Origin of the sequence: Sphingomonas sp. Sphisp66 (assembly GCF_047324325.1) — a bacterium.
Taxonomy (GTDB): Bacteria; Pseudomonadota; Alphaproteobacteria; order Sphingomonadales; family Sphingomonadaceae; genus Sphingomonas.
This window is the reverse complement of record NZ_CP168508.1, coordinates 4,254,627-4,271,902: the sequence shown is the minus strand read 5'-3', so window position 1 is coordinate 4,271,902 and position 17,276 is coordinate 4,254,627. Positions and strand designations below refer to the sequence as shown.

19 protein-coding genes are annotated in these 17,276 nt (G+C 68.8%); 15 read left to right on the top strand and 4 right to left on the bottom strand.

Features of this window, described 5'->3' with window-relative positions:
• From ACEN8G_RS19485 to flgB, 3 genes are read right to left on the bottom strand one after another with little or no spacing between them, the layout of a single operon-like run.
• A complete protein-coding gene (locus ACEN8G_RS19485; RefSeq protein WP_413414961.1) occupies positions 1-708 on the bottom strand; it encodes a flagellar hook assembly protein FlgD in 708 nt (235 codons plus the stop codon).
• Positions 709-710: 2 nt separating this feature from the next.
• Positions 711-1,121: a flagellar basal body rod protein FlgC gene (flgC, locus tag ACEN8G_RS19480; protein WP_307116728.1), complete on the bottom strand. Its 411-nt coding sequence runs from the start codon at positions 1,119-1,121 to the stop codon at positions 711-713.
• A gap of 2 nt (positions 1,122-1,123) precedes the next feature.
• Complete coding sequence (flgB, locus tag ACEN8G_RS19475; protein WP_413414962.1) at positions 1,124-1,477, bottom strand: flagellar basal body rod protein FlgB; 354 nt, start codon at positions 1,475-1,477, stop codon at positions 1,124-1,126.
• Between the two features lie 229 nt (positions 1,478-1,706).
• Here flgB and ACEN8G_RS19470 point away from each other — a divergent pair, with 229 nt between their 5' ends.
• From ACEN8G_RS19470 to ACEN8G_RS19430, 9 genes are all read left to right on the top strand, one after another.
• Complete coding sequence (locus ACEN8G_RS19470; protein ID WP_413414963.1) at positions 1,707-2,369, top strand: motility protein A; 663 nt, start codon at positions 1,707-1,709, stop codon at positions 2,367-2,369.
• Positions 2,366-2,872, top strand: a complete 507-nt coding sequence (locus ACEN8G_RS19465; RefSeq protein ID WP_413414964.1) for a flagellar motor protein MotB — start codon at positions 2,366-2,368, stop codon at positions 2,870-2,872. The genes ACEN8G_RS19470 and ACEN8G_RS19465 overlap by 4 nt, the downstream gene beginning before the upstream one ends.
• On the top strand, positions 2,869-3,399 hold the full coding sequence (locus ACEN8G_RS19460) for a flagella basal body P-ring formation protein FlgA (protein WP_413414965.1): 531 nt from the start codon (positions 2,869-2,871) through the stop codon (positions 3,397-3,399). Before ACEN8G_RS19465 ends, ACEN8G_RS19460 begins: the two co-directional genes overlap by 4 nt.
• Before the next feature lie 67 nt (positions 3,400-3,466).
• Positions 3,467-3,760, top strand: coding sequence for a flagellar biosynthesis anti-sigma factor FlgM (locus ACEN8G_RS19455; RefSeq protein ID WP_413414966.1), 294 nt, complete (start codon positions 3,467-3,469; stop codon positions 3,758-3,760).
• On the top strand, positions 3,747-4,058 hold the full coding sequence (locus ACEN8G_RS19450; RefSeq protein WP_413740670.1) for a flagellar protein FlgN: 312 nt from the start codon (positions 3,747-3,749) through the stop codon (positions 4,056-4,058). Before ACEN8G_RS19455 ends, ACEN8G_RS19450 begins: the two co-directional genes overlap by 14 nt.
• Before the next feature lie 85 nt (positions 4,059-4,143).
• Entirely contained in the window at positions 4,144-5,031 is an 888-nt protein-coding gene (locus ACEN8G_RS19445; RefSeq protein ID WP_413414968.1) for a lytic transglycosylase domain-containing protein, read from the top strand.
• A 6-nt stretch (positions 5,032-5,037) separates the two neighbouring features.
• The gene (gene flhA, locus ACEN8G_RS19440) at positions 5,038-7,119 is read left to right on the top strand and encodes a flagellar biosynthesis protein FlhA (protein WP_413414969.1); all 2,082 of its coding nucleotides are present in this window, start codon (positions 5,038-5,040) and stop codon (positions 7,117-7,119) included.
• A gap of 29 nt (positions 7,120-7,148) precedes the next feature.
• Positions 7,149-7,883 carry a sigma-70 family RNA polymerase sigma factor gene (locus ACEN8G_RS19435; protein WP_413414970.1) on the top strand — a complete coding sequence of 245 codons (735 nt, stop codon included), beginning with the start codon at positions 7,149-7,151 and terminating at the stop codon, positions 7,881-7,883.
• Between the two features lie 241 nt (positions 7,884-8,124).
• Positions 8,125-9,480 carry a M28 family metallopeptidase gene (locus ACEN8G_RS19430; protein ID WP_413414972.1) on the top strand — a complete coding sequence of 452 codons (1,356 nt, stop codon included), beginning with the start codon at positions 8,125-8,127 and terminating at the stop codon, positions 9,478-9,480.
• Positions 9,481-9,641: 161 nt separating this feature from the next.
• Here ACEN8G_RS19430 and ACEN8G_RS19425 read toward each other — a convergent pair whose 3' ends face one another.
• Positions 9,642-10,535 (bottom strand): flagellin, encoded by an 894-nt coding sequence (locus ACEN8G_RS19425; protein ID WP_413414973.1) that lies wholly within the window; start codon positions 10,533-10,535, stop codon positions 9,642-9,644.
• A 223-nt stretch (positions 10,536-10,758) separates the two neighbouring features.
• On the opposite strand from ACEN8G_RS19425, the gene ACEN8G_RS19420 reads away from it, so the two are divergent.
• Genes ACEN8G_RS19420 through ACEN8G_RS19395 form a run of 6 tightly spaced genes read left to right on the top strand, consistent with a single transcriptional unit; the run spans position 10,759 to position 17,131 of the window.
• Complete coding sequence (locus tag ACEN8G_RS19420) at positions 10,759-12,018, top strand: sigma-54 interaction domain-containing protein (protein WP_413414974.1); 1,260 nt, start codon at positions 10,759-10,761, stop codon at positions 12,016-12,018.
• Positions 12,015-12,383 carry a flagellar hook-basal body complex protein FliE gene (gene fliE / locus ACEN8G_RS19415; protein ID WP_413414975.1) on the top strand — a complete coding sequence of 123 codons (369 nt, stop codon included), beginning with the start codon at positions 12,015-12,017 and terminating at the stop codon, positions 12,381-12,383. The genes ACEN8G_RS19420 and fliE overlap by 4 nt, the downstream gene beginning before the upstream one ends.
• A 3-nt stretch (positions 12,384-12,386) precedes the next feature.
• Positions 12,387-14,072: a flagellar basal-body MS-ring/collar protein FliF gene (gene fliF, locus ACEN8G_RS19410; protein WP_413414976.1), complete on the top strand. Its 1,686-nt coding sequence runs from the start codon at positions 12,387-12,389 to the stop codon at positions 14,070-14,072.
• On the top strand, positions 14,069-15,085 hold the full coding sequence (gene fliG, locus ACEN8G_RS19405) for a flagellar motor switch protein FliG (protein ID WP_413414977.1): 1,017 nt from the start codon (positions 14,069-14,071) through the stop codon (positions 15,083-15,085). The genes fliF and fliG overlap by 4 nt, the downstream gene beginning before the upstream one ends.
• On the top strand, positions 15,078-15,809 hold the full coding sequence (locus tag ACEN8G_RS19400) for a FliH/SctL family protein (RefSeq protein ID WP_413414978.1): 732 nt from the start codon (positions 15,078-15,080) through the stop codon (positions 15,807-15,809). Before fliG ends, ACEN8G_RS19400 begins: the two co-directional genes overlap by 8 nt.
• Positions 15,803-17,131: a FliI/YscN family ATPase gene (locus ACEN8G_RS19395; RefSeq protein WP_413414979.1), complete on the top strand. Its 1,329-nt coding sequence runs from the start codon at positions 15,803-15,805 to the stop codon at positions 17,129-17,131. The genes ACEN8G_RS19400 and ACEN8G_RS19395 overlap by 7 nt, the downstream gene beginning before the upstream one ends.
• Positions 17,132-17,276 lie beyond the last annotated feature (145 nt).

Genomic DNA, 17,276 nt, shown 5'->3' with positions numbered 1-17,276 from the left:
TCAGCCGACCTGCCAGACGGCGTCGGTGGACACGTTGCCGATGCCCGGAAGCGTGAGGACGGGCTTGCCGTCCGATCCCATCGAGACGGCGGTGACCGGCGCCCAGACCAGCGGATAGGCCTTGACGTTGCCGGTGCCGTCGGTGGCGGTGACGCTGACGGTGAACGGGCCGGCGCCGGCATCCTCGCCGCCATCGGTCTTGCCGTCCCAGTCCCAGGCGACCGCGCCCTTGGTCTCCTTGCCCATCTCGATCGTCTTGACCGCGTTGCCGTTGGCATCCTTGATGGACACCGTGACGTTGGTCGCGTCCTTCTCCAGCGCGACGGCGCCGGCGAGGCCGCCGGTAGTGCGCGGATAGGCGGTGGTGCCCTGGACCAGCACGGTCTTGCCGACATAGCCGATCGCGTCGTTGAGCGAGGTAGAGCCGAGCTGGCCCGCGATCGTCTTCAGCGTCGAGCTCATCTCGGTGATGCCGGAGAGCGACGAGAACTGCGCCATCTGGGCGACCATCTGGCTGTTGTCGACCGGCTGGAACGGATCCTGGTTCTTCAGCTGCGCGGTCATCAGCGCGAGGAAGTCGGACACGCCCATGTCGGTCTTGCCGAGCCGCGAGGTGTCCTGGGTGTCGAGCGTGGTGCCGCTCGTCGTGCTGCTGGTGTTGTACCGGGGGATGCCCAGGTTCGTCAGGGTGGTATCGAAATCGCTCATGATCAGCGGCCCAGCTTGAGGGTGTCGACGATGAGCTGCTTGGCAGTCTGCATCACTTCGACGTTGTTCTGGTAGTTCCGGGCGGTCTCCATCATGTCGACCAGCTCCCGGGTCTCGTCCACGGCGGCTTCCCAGACATTGCCGTCCTTGTCGGCCATCGGGTTGCCCGGATCGTAATGCTTGGTCGGCTCGGAGCCGGCGGTGACGACCTGCTCGACATCGACGGTCGACATGCCGCTCGCCTGGTCGAAGGCGGTGCGGAACACCGGCTTGATCGTGCGATAGGCAGCGTCCGGGCTCGAGGCGACGGTACCGACATTGGCCAGGTTCGAGGCCGTGGTGTTCATCCGCACCAGCTGCGCGCTCATCGCGCGGCCGGAGACCTGGAAGATCGAAAGCGGCTGGTCGCCCATCTCTATTCTCCCTTCAGCGCGCGCGTGATCTGGCCGATGCGGCCGTTCAGGAACGACAATGTCGTCTGATAGGCGACGGCATTCTCGGCGAAGGCGGTCTGCTCGGTGGTCAGCTCGACGGTGTTGCCGTCGGCCGAGGGCTGGAGCGGTACGCGGTAGAGCGTGTTGGCGTCGATCGCGCCGTCGATCGAGCCGCCGGCAGCGGTGGCGCTGTTGAGCGCCGCGCGGAAGTCGATGTCCTTTGCCTTGTACCCGGGGGTCGAGGCGTTCGCGATGTTCGACGCGAGCATGCCCATGCGCTGCGAGCGCACGGCAAGCGCGGTGCCATGTACGCCGAAGAGGTTGTCATTGGGCATTGCACGTCTCCCGCACAAAAGTTCGCCGGAAAGGCTTGTGCGCTTCTCTGCAACCGCCGTGCCAATTTGGCTGGAGAGGCGAAAAAACCGTCTCTGCCCTGAGGAGCGGCAAGCGGCGGCAAGGTTTTGCCGGTGTGTCGGCAGCTGCTTGCCGGGTTTACGGGGCCGGATTGCCGCCCTCTGAGGGGAAGGCAATTGGCCCGCCTCTTGCACCCACACGGGCATGGATATGAATGTGCTTCCTGCCCTCGGGACCTTCCTCGATCCGATCGCGCTCGCCATTGTCGGCGGGGGCGTGGTGGCCGGCACCGTGCTGCGCAGCGCCTCGGGCGATCTTGCGCGCAGCGTCGCCGCGCTCGGCCAGCTGCCGCGCCGGCGCTTCGACGTCGAGCCGTTGCTGTCGCAGGTCTCGGCGCTCGGCCGGATCGCGCGGCGCCACGGCGTGATCGCGCTCGATCGTTCGAAGATCGAGGATCCGGATATTGCCGCCGCAGTCGCTGCGATCGTCGACGGGGCGAGCCCGAAAGAGGTCGAGACCCTGCTCGAGCAGCGCCGCTGCGCTCGGTTCGAGCGGCATCGCGGTGGCTGGGAAGTCTGGTCGGGTGCGGCCGAGCTGGCGCCGGCGATGGGCATGGTCGGCACGCTGATCGGCCTGGTCGGCATGTTCTCCGCGATGAAGGATCCGCAGGCGATCGGTGGCGCGATGGCGGTGGCGCTGCTCGCCACGCTCTATGGCGCGCTGCTCGCCAATCTCGCGCTGCTGCCGGTCGCCACGCGGCTGAAGCGCCGCGCGCGGCACGAGGCGCAGGAGCGGCTCCGCCTCCAGCCGGCACTCGTGCTGCTGGCCGGGATCGAGCCGGGCACCGGCCGGATCAAGGAGATCGCGGCGTGACCGTGTTCGACGAGGAGGAGTGCGCCCGCGCGCCCTGGCTGATGACCCTGGCGGACTTGTCGCTGCTGCTCGTCGGCTTCTTCGTCTTCCTCCAGGCGAACCAGGTGGATCCGGCCAGGCTCGCCGCGGGCATCCGCGCGGGCTTCGGCGCCAGCGAGAGCGCGGCGGCTCCGGCGCCGATGCCGGTCGACATCGCCACCGCCACCGGCTTCGCGCCCGGCTCGGCAGTGCTGGCCGACACCGGCTCGGCGCTCGAATGGGCGCGGAGTGCCGCACGCGATCCGCGCACCCGGCTGCGCATCACCGGCGAAGTCGACGGATCGTCGGCGGACGTCGATCCCGCCACCGGCAGCGGCCCGATCCTCGCCGCCGACCGCGCCCGCGCTGTCGCCGCGCTGCTGATCCAACAGCACGCGATCGATCCGTCGCGCATAGTATTTTCCACCGGCCGCGGCCAGCGCCGCGCCGTCCTCACGCTCGGCTTCGAAGGAGACCGGCCATGATCCTCGCCCTCGCACTCAGCCTCGCCGCCCCGGAATTCCAGTCGGTCGCAGCGCTCGACACCATCGTCACCCAGTTCACCGGCAAGGAGATCGGCGAGCAGGGCGGGGCGATCGCGCCGATCGACCGGCGGCTCAAGCTCGCCAATTGCGCCGCGCCGCAGCTGGAATGGCGGAACGACACGCATGACGCTGTGGTGGTCCGCTGCATGGCACCGGCCTGGAAGATCTTCGTGCCGGTCGCGGCGGTGCCCAGGCCTAGGGTCGCCACGCCTGCGCCGATGCCAGCCAATGTCGTCGTGCGCCCGCCGGTGGCAGTGAAGGCCGAGCCAGTGATCAAGCGCGGCGACGCGGTCACGGTCGAGGCGGGGGCCGCCGGCTTCTCGATCTCGCGCCAGGGCGTCGCGATGAACGATGCGCCTCCCGGCGGCCGGATCAGCGTGAAGATCGATGACAAGCAGCCGCCGCTCCAGGCTATCGCGATCGAACCGGGCCGCGCCCGCCTGCCGGGCTTTGCCGAGGGCAGCTGAATTTTCCCGTAAAGTTTCGCGCCGCCGGGCCGTTTGAAGGGCTGCAGGCATAGCGAGGTTGCAGGCAATGGTGGACTCAATCGGCACGAAGACAGGCGCGGTCACCGACCGTCGCGCTGTGCCCGTTGAACCGGCGGCCAAGGTCGCCGCGGTCCGCCCGGTCGCGAGCGACGCCCCGGCGGTGCGCAGCGCGGCGGCGGAGATCGCGGGGGAGCAGGCGGCCCGGCCGCCGGTCGATGTCGACCGCGTCTCGCGCATCCGCAAGGCGATCCAGGACAACAAGTTCCCGCTCTCGCCCTCGACGATCGCCGACCGGCTGCTCGCCTTCAAGCTCGATTGGAAGTCCCGTGAACCGTCGTGACGCGCTCATCCAGGTGATCGAATGCCTCCACGCCGAGATCGCGGCCCTGAAGACGAGTGACGTCGCCGCGCTCGCGGCGGCGACCCATGCCAAGCTGGCCGCGATCGACACGGTCGCACTGCATGACGGCGAGGCCCCCGATGCGGAGATCCGCGAGCTCGCCGCCGAGGCGCACAAGCTCAACGAGACCTGCCGCATCTATGTGAACCTGATGGCGGCAAATGTTCGCCGCCGCCTGCAAATCCTTTCCGGTCAGCAGGCGCCTTCCTACAAGGCGGTTGGCTACGCGCTGGCCTGACAGGCGTGCATAACGCCGATTAACCAGAACTGGCACGGTCCTTGCTCCGATAGCCCCGAATAAGGGCAATCCGGATCGGGACCAGATGAGCGTCACTTCGGTCAATTCCAAGGCAAGCGTCCAGACGGCGATCGCTGCGGCGAGCCGCAAGACCGGCATCGACTTCAACTATCTGCTCGGCCAGGCACAGGTCGAGAGCGGGTTGAAGGCGAATGCCCGCGCCGGCACTTCCTCGGCGACCGGCCTCTATCAGTTCATCGAGCAGAGCTGGCTCGGCGTGGTCAAGCAGCACGGCGCCGAGCATGGCCTGTCCTGGGCCGCCGACAGCATCAAGCAGAATAGCGCCGGCCGCTATGTCGTCAGCGACCCCGCCACGCGCAGCGCGATCCTCAACCTGCGCAGCGATCCGCAGACCGCGTCGCTGATGGCCGCCGAGCATGCCGCCGACAACAAGGCCTCGCTCGAGGATAGCCTCGGCCGGCCGGCGACCGGCACCGATCTCTACATGGCGCATTTCCTGGGGCTGGGCGGCGCCGACAAGTTCCTCAGCGCGATGGCCGAAAATCCCGGCCGCACCGGCGCCAGCATGTTCCCCGCCGCCGCGCGCGCCAATCGTGGCGTGTTCTACGCCGCGAACGGCCAGCCGCGCACGCTCTCGGAAATCTACAGCCGCTTCGCCGGCAAGCTCGACCAGGGCGCTGCCGCCGGCGGTGCCACCGGTGTGGCTTCGGACGGGCTCGATGCTGGCTTCGATGCCGCCGCCCGCGGCTTCACCGATGGCGACAATGAAGTCGTGCTCGGCAATGGCGCGGTCGATAGCGACCGGCACTGGGTGCAGAACACGCTGGCCCAGCTCAACGTCTCGCAGGGCCCAGCCGCAGGCGATCCGCTCGGCCGCCGCATCGATCCGCTGCGCCCGACACCGGAAAATGCCCGCCTCGCCTATCTCATGCTCGCGAACCTGGGAGCGTAACCCCTAGTGTCTGCACTTTCGCTTCCCGCAGGGACTGCGCCTGCCCTGAAGAGCTTCGCGCTGCCCGGCGCGATCCTGCTGCTCGTCGCGCTGATGGTGGTGCCGATCCCGGCCTTCCTGCTCGACGTCTTCTTCATCCTCAACATCATGATCAGCCTCGCGGTGCTGATGGTGGCGCTGAACGCGCAGAAGCCGCTCGACTTCTCCGCCTTCCCCACCGTGCTGCTGTTCGCCACGCTGTTCCGCCTCGGCCTCAACGTCGCCTCGACGCGCGTCGTGCTGGTCCACGGGCACGAGGGCGAAAGCGCCGCCGGCCATGTGATCGAGGCGTTCGGCACCTTCATGATCGGCGGCGACTATGTCGTCGGCCTGGTCGTGTTCGCGGTGATCGTGATCATCAACATGATCGTGGTGACCAAGGGTGCCGGCCGCGTCTCCGAAGTCAGCGCGCGCTTCACCCTCGATGCCCTGCCCGGCAAGCAGATGGCGATCGACGCCGACCTCAATGCCGGCCTGATCACGCCCGACGAGGCCCGCGCAAAGCGCGTCGAAGTCTCGACCGAAGCCGATTTCTACGGCGCGATGGACGGTTCGTCCAAGTTCGTGAAGGGCGATGCGATCGCCGGCCTGCTGATCCTTGGCATCAACGTGATCGGCGGCCTGATCCTCGGCGTGGTCAGCCACCAGATGGCGGTGGGCGAGGCGGCCTCCGCCTATGTCCTCCTCGCCATCGGCGACGCGCTGGTCGCCCAGGTGCCGGCGCTGCTGCTCTCGATCGCCGCCGCCGCCATCGTCACCCGCGTCAAGTCGAGCGACGACCTGGCCGGCCAGATCGGCACCCAGTTCGCCAGCTACAAGACCTGGATGCCGGTCGCGGTCATCCTCGGCTTGCTCGGCCTGCTTCCCGGCATGCCGCATTTCCTGATGCTGCCCGCCGCAGCCGCTGCCGGCGTCGCCGCCTGGCACCTGCGCAAGGTCGCCAACCGCCCCAGGATCGTCGCGGCGCCGCCGGCCGAGCCGGTCGATCTCTCGCGGATCGGCTGGGAGGAAGTCACCGACAACATGCAGGTGATGCTCGACATCGGCTATGGGCTCGTGCCGTTGGTCGACGAGCGCCGCGGCGGTCCGCTGATGGGCCGGATCACCGGGGTGCGCCGCCAGCTCTCCAAGGAGCTCGGCTTCGTCGTGCCCCAGGTGCGGGTGCGCGACGACATCAACCTGGCGCCCTTCACATATCGCATCGTCATTGGCGGCGTGGTCGTGGCCGAGGACAATGTCTCGCCCGACGAGGTGCTGGCGATCGACACCGGCCAGGCCGCCGGTCGCCTGCACGGCAAGCCGGTCAAGGACCCGACCTTCGGGCTCGACGCGATTTGGATCGCCCAGGGCGATTCGGATGCTGCCACCGGCCTTGGCTATCTCGTCGTCGATCCGGGCACCGTGGTCGCCACCCATCTCAACCAGTGCCTGATCCAGAACGCGTCCGACCTGCTCGGTGCCGATGAGGTCCAGTCGCTGCTCGAGGGACTCAAGGAGCGCTCGCCCCAGCTCGTCGCCGCGCTCTGCCCGTCGCCGGTGCCGCTCACCACGCTCACCCAGATCCTGCGAGGCCTGCTCGCCGAGAGCGTACCGCTCAAGGAGTTCCGCCGAATCGCCGCCGCCATCGCGGTCGCGGCGCAGCGCACCCTCGACGCCGACGAGATCATGGAGCTGATCCGCCCCGATCTCGGCCCGCTGATCATCCAGCGTCTGTGCGGCGTGCGCGAGCCGCTGCGGGTGATGACGCTGGAGGGGCAGCTCGAGGCGCTGCTCGGCCAGGCGGTGCGCTCCGATCCGTCGAAGCGGCACACGATCGAGCCCGACCTCGGCCGCCGCATCGCCGATGCGCTGCAGCGCGCCGCCCAGCCGCTGATCGCCGAGGCCAAGCCCTTCGCGCTCGTCGTCCAGCCTTCGATCCGCGTCGCGATCCGCAAGCTGGTCCGCAACGTGCTGCCCGACACGCCGGTGATGAGCTTCTTCGAAGTGCCCGAGGACAAGGCCGTCGAAGTCGTCGCCGTGATCGGCGCGCCGGAGGCGCTGCCCGCATGAACGCTTTCACCCCAGGGAAACTCGACGCCATGGCTTCACTGGCTCTCGATCCACCGCTGACCTATTCGCCCACCCCGCCGCGCCGCGATCCGGAGGCGCTGGTGCGCCGGCACCTGCCGCTGGTCCGCCGCATCGCCTGGCACATCCATGGCTCGATGAGCTCGCTCGTCGAGGTGGAGGATCTGATCCAGGTGGGGCTGGTCGCGCTGATCGAGGCTGCCGGAAGCTTCGAGGACCGGGGCCAGGTGACCTTCGAGCAATATCTCGCCACCCGGCTGCGCGGCGCGATGATCGACGAGCTGCGCCGCCAGGCGACCACCACGCGCGGCGCGATGCGCCGGCGCAAGGCCTATCAGGAAGCGGTATCGGTGCTGACCAACGAGCTGGGCCGCGCCCCCGAGGACGAGCAGGTGGCGGAGCGGCTTGGTGTCACGCCGGAGAAGTTGCGCGCCGACTATGCCAATGCCGAGGCAGTCCGCTTCGATTCGATCGACGAGACTTATTCGGACGAGAGCCCCTGGTTCATGTCCGACGCGCCCAGCGCCTTCGACCAGCTCGCCGAGAGCGACCAGCGCGAGGCGCTGATCGCCGCGATCACCGAGCTGCCGGAGCGCGAGCAGCAGGTGATCCAGCTCTATTATGTCGAGGAACTCAACCTCGAGGAGATCGGGCAGGTGCTGGGGGTGGGCGCCGCGCGCATCTGCCAGATCAAGGCGAGCGCGCATGCCCGGCTGAAGAAGGGACTGGCGCGAAGATTGGGATAACCCGCCATCCAAATCCGTCTCCCCGCTTCTTTCCCCGGCGAAGGCCGGGCCCCAGACTTGAGAGTCGCGCGCCTTGGCGCGTCTTCGCCGCGCACACTGAGACTGGACCCCGGCCTCTGCCGGGGAAAGGGAAGCCAGGGGTAAATCGTAACTTTCGAAACTTTCCGCCCGCACCCCGCTTGCGCCGCCCCGATGCTTGCCGCAGAAATCCGCCCCGTTCGTATCTTGTGGGGGATTTCACGTGACCAAGCATCTGTTCCTGGCCGGCGCGATGGCGTTCGGGCTGATGGCCTCGCCGGCGCTTGCCCAGGACAATTGGACCGTGCGCCCCGAATGGGTCCGCGCGCATGAGAGCTTCCTCGCCAGCGATGCGCTGCAGGGCCGCGGCAGCGCGACCCGCGACGAGGCGATCGCCGCGGCTTACGTAGCCTCGCAGTTCGAAGGCTATGGGCTGAAGCCGGCGCCGGGCATGCCAGGCTATCTCCAGGCGGCGAAGATCATCCGCTATGCGGCGAATGGCCCCGCCGCGCTCGCCATCGCCGGCAAGCCGACCGTGGCACCCACCGTGCTGGTCGGCGCGATCGATCCCATTTCCGGCACCTCGGCGGTGTTCGATGGCGAGGACCCGGCGAAGATGCCGCGTGCCGATATCGTGTTCGTCACCGGCGGCAAGGGATCGCCGATGGCGCTCGTCCGCGCGGCCAGGGCCGCCGGCGTCAAGCTGCTCATCGCGCGCGAGACCGAGATGACGCAGGGCATGTTCAAGGGCATGGGCGGCAAGCCGCGCCTCCCCGCCGGGCTGGAGGGCGCTCCGCCGGCGAGCTACGCTGCGCTCGCGACCCTGCCCTCGGCCGATTTCGACAAGGCGGTCGCCCAGGCCGGCGCGCCGGTCAGCTTCACGCTCCCGGTGACGCGCGAGGAATCGACCACCACCAATGCGATCGGCTGGCTGCCGGGCAGCGACCCCAAGGCCGGTGTGATCCTGGTCACTGCCCATCTCGATCATCTCGGCGTGCAGCCGGACGGCACGATCATGCACGGCGCCAATGACGATGCCTCGGGCACCACCGCGGTGCTCGAACTCGCCCGCGCGATGGCGGCGGCGAAGAAGGCGAAGCGCGGGCTGCTGTTCGTCGCCTATGGCAGCGAGGAGATCGGCGGCTATGGCTCGAGCTATTTCGGCGATCATCCGCCGGTGCCGCTCGACCAGATCGTCGCCAATATCGAGATCGAGATGATCGGCGCGCAGGATCCCAAGCTTCCCGCCGGCACGATGATGATGACCGGGTTCGAGCGTTCGACCTTGGGCGAGACGCTGAAGGCGCATGGCGCGCTGGTCACCGCCGATCCCTATCCCGAGCAGCGCTTCTTCGAGCGTTCGGACAATTACTCGCTCGCGGTGCGCGGGGTGGTGGCGCACACCATCTCGGGCTGGGCAGTCACGCCCAATTATCACACCGCGCAGGACACGCTGGAGAATCTCGACATCGCGTTCATGACCCGGGCGATCCAGTCGCTGGTCGCGCCGCTCAAGTCGCTGGCGAACAGCAATGCCAAGCCGGAGTGGAAGCCGGGCGGCCGGCCGGAGAAGAAGTGAGGCTTTGACCCATCGCTCCCCTCCCTGGAAGGGAGGGGAATCCGTCACCGGACAAGAAAAACCCCGGTGGTAACAACCACCGGGGTTCCCCATGCGCTCCCGAGAAAGGGGTGACCGGCCTTGGTGCCTGTCAGGGGGGTGACACCCCGACCGGCACGCGCTTACTGAAGCAGCTTAAGAACCGACTGCTGGCTCTGGTTGGCTTGGGCGAGCATCGCGGTCGATGCCTGCGACAGGATCTGGGCCTTGGCCAGCGCCGTCGTCTCCGCCGAATAATCGGTGTCCTCGATGCGGCTGCGGGCGTCGCTCAGATTGGCGATGTTGGTCGTCAGGTTGTTGACCACCGAGTCGAGGCGGCTCTGCGCGGCGCCGAGCGAAGCGCGGAGCGTGGCGACCGACTTCAGCGCGGTATCGAGCGTGCCCTGGGCGCTGTCGGCGGTGCTCGACGTGCCGATCGAGAGCGGCGCGACATAGTCGGCATCCGCCGGGTCGGTGCCGACGCCGGTGATGGTGCCCAGGTCGAGCGCATCGACGCTGATCGTGATCTTGTCGGTCGATTCCGAGCCGGTCTGGATCGAGAAGGTCTTGGCCGCAGTCTCGTCGGCCTGGACGTCCGTCGGGTCCGCCGGCGGCTTGCCGATCTGGAACAGCGCGTTGCCGTTGAACTTGGTGTTGGTCAGCACGTCCTTGATCTGCGAGGTCAGCTGGGTGACTTCGGCCTGCAGATTCTTGCGGTCGTCGTCCGAATAGGTGCCGCTCGACGACTGGACCGCCAGCTCACGGACGCGCTGCAGCATGTTGGTCACTTCGTTGAGCGCGCCTTCCGCGGTCTGCGCCAGCGAGATGCCGTCATTGGCGTTGCGGACCGCCTGGGTCATGCCGCGGATCGAGGCGGTCATGGTCGAGGCGATCGCCAGGCCGGCGGCGTCGTCCTTCGCGCTGTTGATGCGCTTGCCGGTCGACAGGCGCTCCATGGCCGTGTTCAGCGTCTTGTTCGCGCCGGTCGAGGCATTGGCGGCGCGCAGCGCCGCGGTGTTGGTCGAGATAACAGTCATGTTCGTTACTCCATGCTCGTCGGCTTCCCATTTACCCCCCTGAACGGGAGCTCGGAGCCGCCAAGCCAAGGAACGGCAGCGCTGCGCCCGGCTTAAGCAAAAAATTTCGGCGCTACGTGCGCACGCGTAGACGCGCCCGGACCAAGATGGTCGCGAAATGCGCAATTTTACCCGCCGTTAACCAAGCTGGTCCCAAAAGGGGATGGTGTCTCAGGGGGTAACAATGCGATCCATCGTCCCGTCCGCCGCTGTGCTGCGCCAGAAATACGCGCTCGTCTCGTCGTTGCGCGCCCAGGGCTTCGCGGTCGGCACCGGCGAGGACGGGCGCTCCGGTCCGGGCGACCTGTTCCTGGTCGCCGAGGGCGAGGTGCCTCCCGCTGCCGCACGCACGCTGATCCTGGGCGACCAGGGCCGCCAGGCGATCGCGTTCGGCGACGGCAACCCCGCCCGCCTTTCCTATACGCCGGAGGACGCCGCGGTCGGCGCGGGCTTCGCGACGGCGCTGCTGCGCGGTCCGCACGAGCCGGTCGCCGCCGATCCCGAGAGCCTGGCGCTGCTCGCGCTGGCTGAGCGGGTCGCCGCGTCGGACATCACCGTGCTGGTCAACGGCCCCACCGGTACCGGCAAGGAAGTGCTGGCCCGCGCGATCCACAACAATTCCACGCGCCGCGACGGTCCGTTCGTGGCGCTCAACTGCGCCGCCTTGCCCGAGACGATGCTCGAGGCGATGCTGTTCGGCCACCAGAAGGGTGCCTTCACCGGCGCGTCCTCGGGCGGCCAGGGCTTCTTCCGCGCCGCGCATGGCGGCACCATCCTGCTCGACGAGATCGCCGAGATGCCGCTCGCCCTCCAGGCCAAGCTGCTCCGCGTGCTCCAGGAGCGCGAAGTGGTGCCGATCGGCGGCACCATGCCGGAAAAGGTCGACGTCCGCGTCGTCGCCTGCGCCAATCGCGATCTCCAGGGCGAAGTCACCGCCGGACGCTTCCGCGCCGACCTGTACTATCGCCTCTCGGTCTTCCCGCTGATGACCAAGGCGCTGGCCGATCGCCCCGGCGACATCGCCGCGCTCGCCGCCGCGATGGTCGTCCGCCACGCCGGCGGCCGTGGTGCGATGCCGTGGATCTCGAACGAGGCGCTCGAGGCGCTCAGCGACCATGACTGGCCGGGCAATGTCCGCGAGCTCGAGAATGTCATCCAGCGCGCGCTGCTGCTCTGCGGCGGCCGCACGATCGATCCCGAGCATCTGATCTTCGACCGTCCGGCCGCGCCGCGCCTCGAGGTCGAGACCTCGGGCTCGCTGTCCAACATCGTCCAGATGCACGAGTTCGCCGCGATCCGCGAAGTGCTTGCCGAATGCGGCGGCAGCCGGATCGAGACGGCGAAGCGGCTCGGCATCTCGGAGCGCACCCTGCGCTACCGGCTCGCCAAGGCGCGCGAGCAGGGCGAGAGCATCGACTTCGGTAAGGCGAGGGCTTCGGCATGAGCGGTATCGACGGTATCGGCGGCGGCGCGATGAGCGTCGACCGGGTGATGGCGCTCCGCGCCCAGATCCTCGAGCGCAACGCCGCGCTCGCCAAGGCCAACGAGACTCCGGCCGGCACGGTTGCAGGCGCCGCGGGTGGCAAGCCCGCGGGCTTCGCCGCGTCGATGGAAGAGGCCTTCAAGCAGGTCAACCAGTCCCAGGCTCAGGCCGGCGCGCTCTCCGAAGCCTATGAGCGCGGCGAGACGGTCGACATCGCCAAGGTGATGCTCGCCCGCCAGCAGGCATCGGTCGGCTTCGAGGCGACCCTGCAGGTCCGCAACAAACTCCTGTCCGCATACAAGGACATCATGAGCATGCCGGTGTAATCCATGAGCAACGCCCTCGCCCCCACCGATGCGCCTGCCCTGCCCGCCGCCGCGGGACGCCTTGGCGCGCCGCTCGCCCAGATGCGCGGCATCCTCGCCCAGCCCGCGGTGAAGCGCGCGATGCCGCTGATCTTCCTGATCGGCCTGGTCGCCGCCGGCTTCCTCGCCTGGTCCCTGGTCTCGACTCCGCCGCAGCGCATCCTGTTCGCCAACGTCACCGACGCAGACAAGGCGGCGATCTCGTCGGCATTGCAGGGCGCCAGCATCAAGTCGAGCATCGACAGCTCGGGCTCGATCACCGTCGCCGAGGATGATTACCACAAGGCGCGGATGCTGCTCGCCAGCCAGAACCTGCCCAAGGCGGCGCCGGGCGGCTACCAGATCCTCGACCAGCTGCCGATGGGCGTCTCCCGTGCCGTCGAGGGCGAGCGCCTGCGCCAGGCCCGCGAGACCGAGCTCGCCCGCTCGATCGAGGAGATCGATTCGGTCGCCGAGGCGCGCGTCCATCTCGCCACGCCCGAGGCCAGCGTGTTCGTGCGCGACAAGACCGCGCCCACCGCCTCGGTGGTCCTCAAGCTCCAGCCCGGCCGCGCGCTGGGCGATGCGCAGACCCGCGCGATCGTCAACCTGGTCGCCTCCTCGGTCCCCGGCATGGCGCCCGAGAACGTCACCATCGTCGACCAGATGGGCGCGCTGCTCTCGAAGAAGGGCAACGAAGCCAATTCGGCGAGCGACGCCCGCATCGACTATCAGCGCCGCATCGAGGACAAGTATCGCGAGCAGCTCGTCCAGCTACTGACGCCCTTGGTCGGCGCGGGCAACTTCACTGCCGAGGTGCAGGCCGATGTCGATCTCGACGAGAGCCAGGCGACCCGCGAAAGCTATGACAAGGAAGGCGCGGTCATTTCGGCCGAGCAGGGTGCCTGGACCGGCACCAAGGACGGCCAGGCCCCGGGCGGCATCCCCGGCGCGCTGTCCAACACGCCGCCGGCTGCCAGCACCGTTACCGCACCCAACGCGCAACCGACGCCCGGCGCCACGCCCGCTGCCGGCGCCACGGCTGCCGGTGCGAGCACCACGACGCCGCAGAAGCAGAGCGACAGCTTCACCCGCACCTATGAGACCGGCAAGCAGGTCTCGGTCACCCGCCAGGCCCCGGGCAGCATCCGCCGCCTCTCGGTCGCGGTGCTGCTGCGCGAGGAATCGGGCAAGCCGCGTTCGACGGTGGAGATCCAGCAGATCACCCAGCTGGTCCAGGCCGCGGTCGGCTACAACCAGGGTCGCACCGACCAGGTCACCGTGATCAGCCGCAAGTTCAACGCCGCCGCCGATGCCGCCGACAAGGGCCCGGCCTGGTACGAGGCCGAATGGGTGCCGCTCGCCGCGCGCAACGCCACCGCATTGGTCATCGCGCTGCTCGTCCTCTTCCTCGGCGTCCGCCCGCTCACCAAGGCTTTGCTCAAGAAGCGCGAGGAGCCTGCCGCCGGCAACCGCCCGGCGCTGTCGATGAGCGGCCCCGCCGGCGGCGATGAGGCCGGTTCGGGCGCCGCCCCGGTCTCGATCGACATGCTCGAAAGCGCCGGCAACAGCTATGACGAGCGCGTCGGCCTGGTCCGCGGCTTCACCCGCGACAATCCCGCCCGCGCCGCCCTGGCGGTTCGCGACATGATCAAGGCAGATGCGCAATGAACGCGATCCGGAGCTTCAACGGCGTCGAGCGCGCCGCCGTCCTGATGATGCTGGTCGGCGAGGAGGAGGCTGCCGCCATCCTCCAGAAGCTCGATCCCGAAGAGGTCCGCTCGCTCGGCAAGGCGATGTTCAACGTCGCCGACGTCAGCGAGGCCGAGGTAGAGATCGTCCTCGACGATTTCGTCTTCAAGGCGCGCGAGCGGACCGGTGTCTCGTTCGATCCGGCGCCCAGGATCGAGAGCATCATGACCAAGGCGCTCGGCCCCGAGCGGGCCTCGGGCGTGCTCGCCCGCGTCATGCCGGCCAGCCAGGCCGCCTCGATCGAATGGCTCGACTGGTTCGAGCCCGAGGAGATCGCCGGGATGATCGAGAACGAGCATCCGCAGATCGCCGCGGTGCTGCTCGCCAATCTCGATCCCGATATCGCCGCCAAGGTGTTCGAGCATCTGCCCGAGGCCGGGCAGCCGCAGATCCTGCGCCGCATCGCCAAGCTCGGCCCGATTCCGCCCGAGGCGATCGAGACGCTGAAGACGATGCTCCAGGGCCGTGCCGGCATGGGCGGCCGCAAGTCGAGCGGCGGGCTCCAGCTCGGCGGCACCCGCGAGGCGGCGAAGATCCTTTCCGGTGCCCGCAAGATCACCGAGCAGCGCGTCATGCCCAAGCTCGCCAAGATCGACCGCGAGGTCGCCCGCGCGATCGAGGAGGCGATGTTCGTCTTCGACAATCTGCTCGAGCTGGACGACAAGAACCTGTCGACGCTCATCCGCAACATCGACACCACGATCCTGGTCAAGTCGCTCAAGGGCGTCGAGGAGGAGGTGCGCGAGCGTTTCCTCGGCTGCACGTCGAGCCGCGCGGCGGACGGCATCCGCGACGAGATGGAATCGCTTGGGCCGATGAAGATGGCCGATGTCCTCGATGCGCAGAAGGCGATGATCGCGATCGCCCGCGGGCTGGTGAAGGACGGCACGATCCAGATGCCGTCAAAGGGCGGGGACGACGACTATGTCTGAGTTCGCGCCGGGCTTTTCCGGGCGGATCCGCGCCGCCGAGCATGTCCTGGCGCGCGCCTTTGGCGACGGCGTCGGCTTCGCGCCGTCGGAGGTCGACCGGATCGGCCGCCGCGTGTTCGAGGAAGCACCGGCCCAGCCGCGCCACTTCGCGCCTGCCAATCCCCAGGCCAATCCCACTGAAGGCTGGGATCCCTTCTCGGCCGATACCCAGCATCATGTCGAGCCCGGGCCGTTCATCGATCCGATCGCCGCTGCGCACGAGGCGGGCTTCGCCGAGGGCCATGCCGCGGCCCTGGTCGAAGCCGAAGCGGCTAAGGCCCGTGAGACCGCTCTACTCGACCAGGTATCGGCGGCACTCGCCACCGGCGCGCATTTCGACCGCGATCGCATGGCCGGCCAGCTGCGCCAGACCGTGCTCCACCTCGTCACCCGGCTGGTCGGCGAAGTCGGCGTCGCGCCCGATGTGCTCGCCGCCCGGATCAACGCCGCGGTGGATCTGCTCGCCGACAGCGCCGAATCCGCGCTGCTCCGCCTGAACCCCGAGGACGTCGCCTTCGTCCAGGGCAGGCTGCCCGCCAGCGTCTTCCCGGTCGGCGATCCGCACGTCCAGCGCGGCGGCTTCGTCATCGAAAGCGCTTCGACCATCGTCGAGGACGGCCCTGACCTTTGGCTCGAGCAGCTCGCCCAGGCGATCGACCGCGTGCCGATTCCGCCCGCATGCTGAACCGCTTCACCGACGATTATCTCGACGGCCTCGGCCTTGGCGATTTCGTGGTCCGGCCGCGCATCTCCGGCCGGCTGTCCTCCTATGACGGGCTGCTGATGGAGGCCGTCGGCCTGCAACTGCCGGTCGGTACGGTCTGCGCGATCGGCGATGGCGAGAGCCGGGTCGAGGCCGAAGTGATCGGCTTCCGCTCGGGCAAGACGCTGCTGATGAACCTCGGTGGTCCCGCCGCCTTGCTCCCCAACGCGCCCGTCCGCCCGATCGGCGCGCCGGGTGAGGCGGAAGTCGGTGCCGCGATGCTCGGCCGCGTGGTCGACGGATCGGGCAAGCCGATCGACGGGCTCGGCCCGATCCGCGGCGCGGGGAAATGGCCGCTCGCCGGCAAGCTCCAGTCACCCTTGGACCGCGGGCGTGTGCTCCAGCCGCTCGATGTCGGCGTCCGCGCGATCAACGGGCTGCTCACCATCGGCCAGGGCCAGCGCGTCGGCATCATGGCCGGCTCGGGTGTCGGCAAGTCGGTGCTGCTCGGCATGATGGTGCGCGCGGCCCAGGCCGACGTGATCGTCATCGGCCTGATCGGCGAGCGCTCGCGCGAAGTCGCCGACTTCCTCGAGACCAAGGTCGCCGGTGCCGCCCGCGCGCGCTCGGTGGTCGTCGCGGTCCCCGCCAATCATTCGCCGGTGCTACGTATCCGCGGCGCCTTGCGCGCCACCGCCATTGCCGAGGCGTTCCGCGCCGAGGGCAAGAAGGTCCTCCTCATCATGGATTCGCTCACCCGCGTCGCCCATGCCGGCCGCGAGATCGGCCTGGCGCTGGGCGAGCCGGCCTCGGCGCGCGGCTATCCGCCTTCGGCCATCGCGATGCTGCCCAGCCTGATCGAGCGCGCCGGCACCGACGTCCACACCGGCGGGTCGATCACCGCGATCTACACCGTGCTGGCGGACGGCGACGACGGCAACGATCCGGTGGTGGACAGCGCCCGCTCGATCCTCGACGGCCATATCGTGCTGAGCCGCGCGCTCGCCGAGCGCGGCGTCTATCCGGCGATCGATCTCGGCCCCTCGGTCAGCCGCGTGATGACCGACATCGCGCCCAGGGAGCATGTCGCCGCGGCCCGCGTGCTGCGCCGCCATCTCGCGACGTACGAGGAGAATCGCGATCTCGTCCTGATGGGCGCCTATCGCGCCGGCGCCGATCCCGAGATCGACGCGGCGATCGCCTGCCACCCGGCAGTGATGGAATATATCCGCCAGGGCTCCGACGAGATCGTTACCCTGCCTGACGCGGTGACCGAGCTAGTCGGCGTGTTCGGCCATGGTTGAGGCGGAATCCAATTATCCTCCCCCGCCAGGGGGAGGTGGCACGCGCAGCGTGACGGAGGGGGAGGTAGGCAGCCAATCAACGGCTCGCACACCTCCCCCTCCACCAGCTTCGCTGGTCCCCCTCCCCCTGGCGGGGGAGGATTAA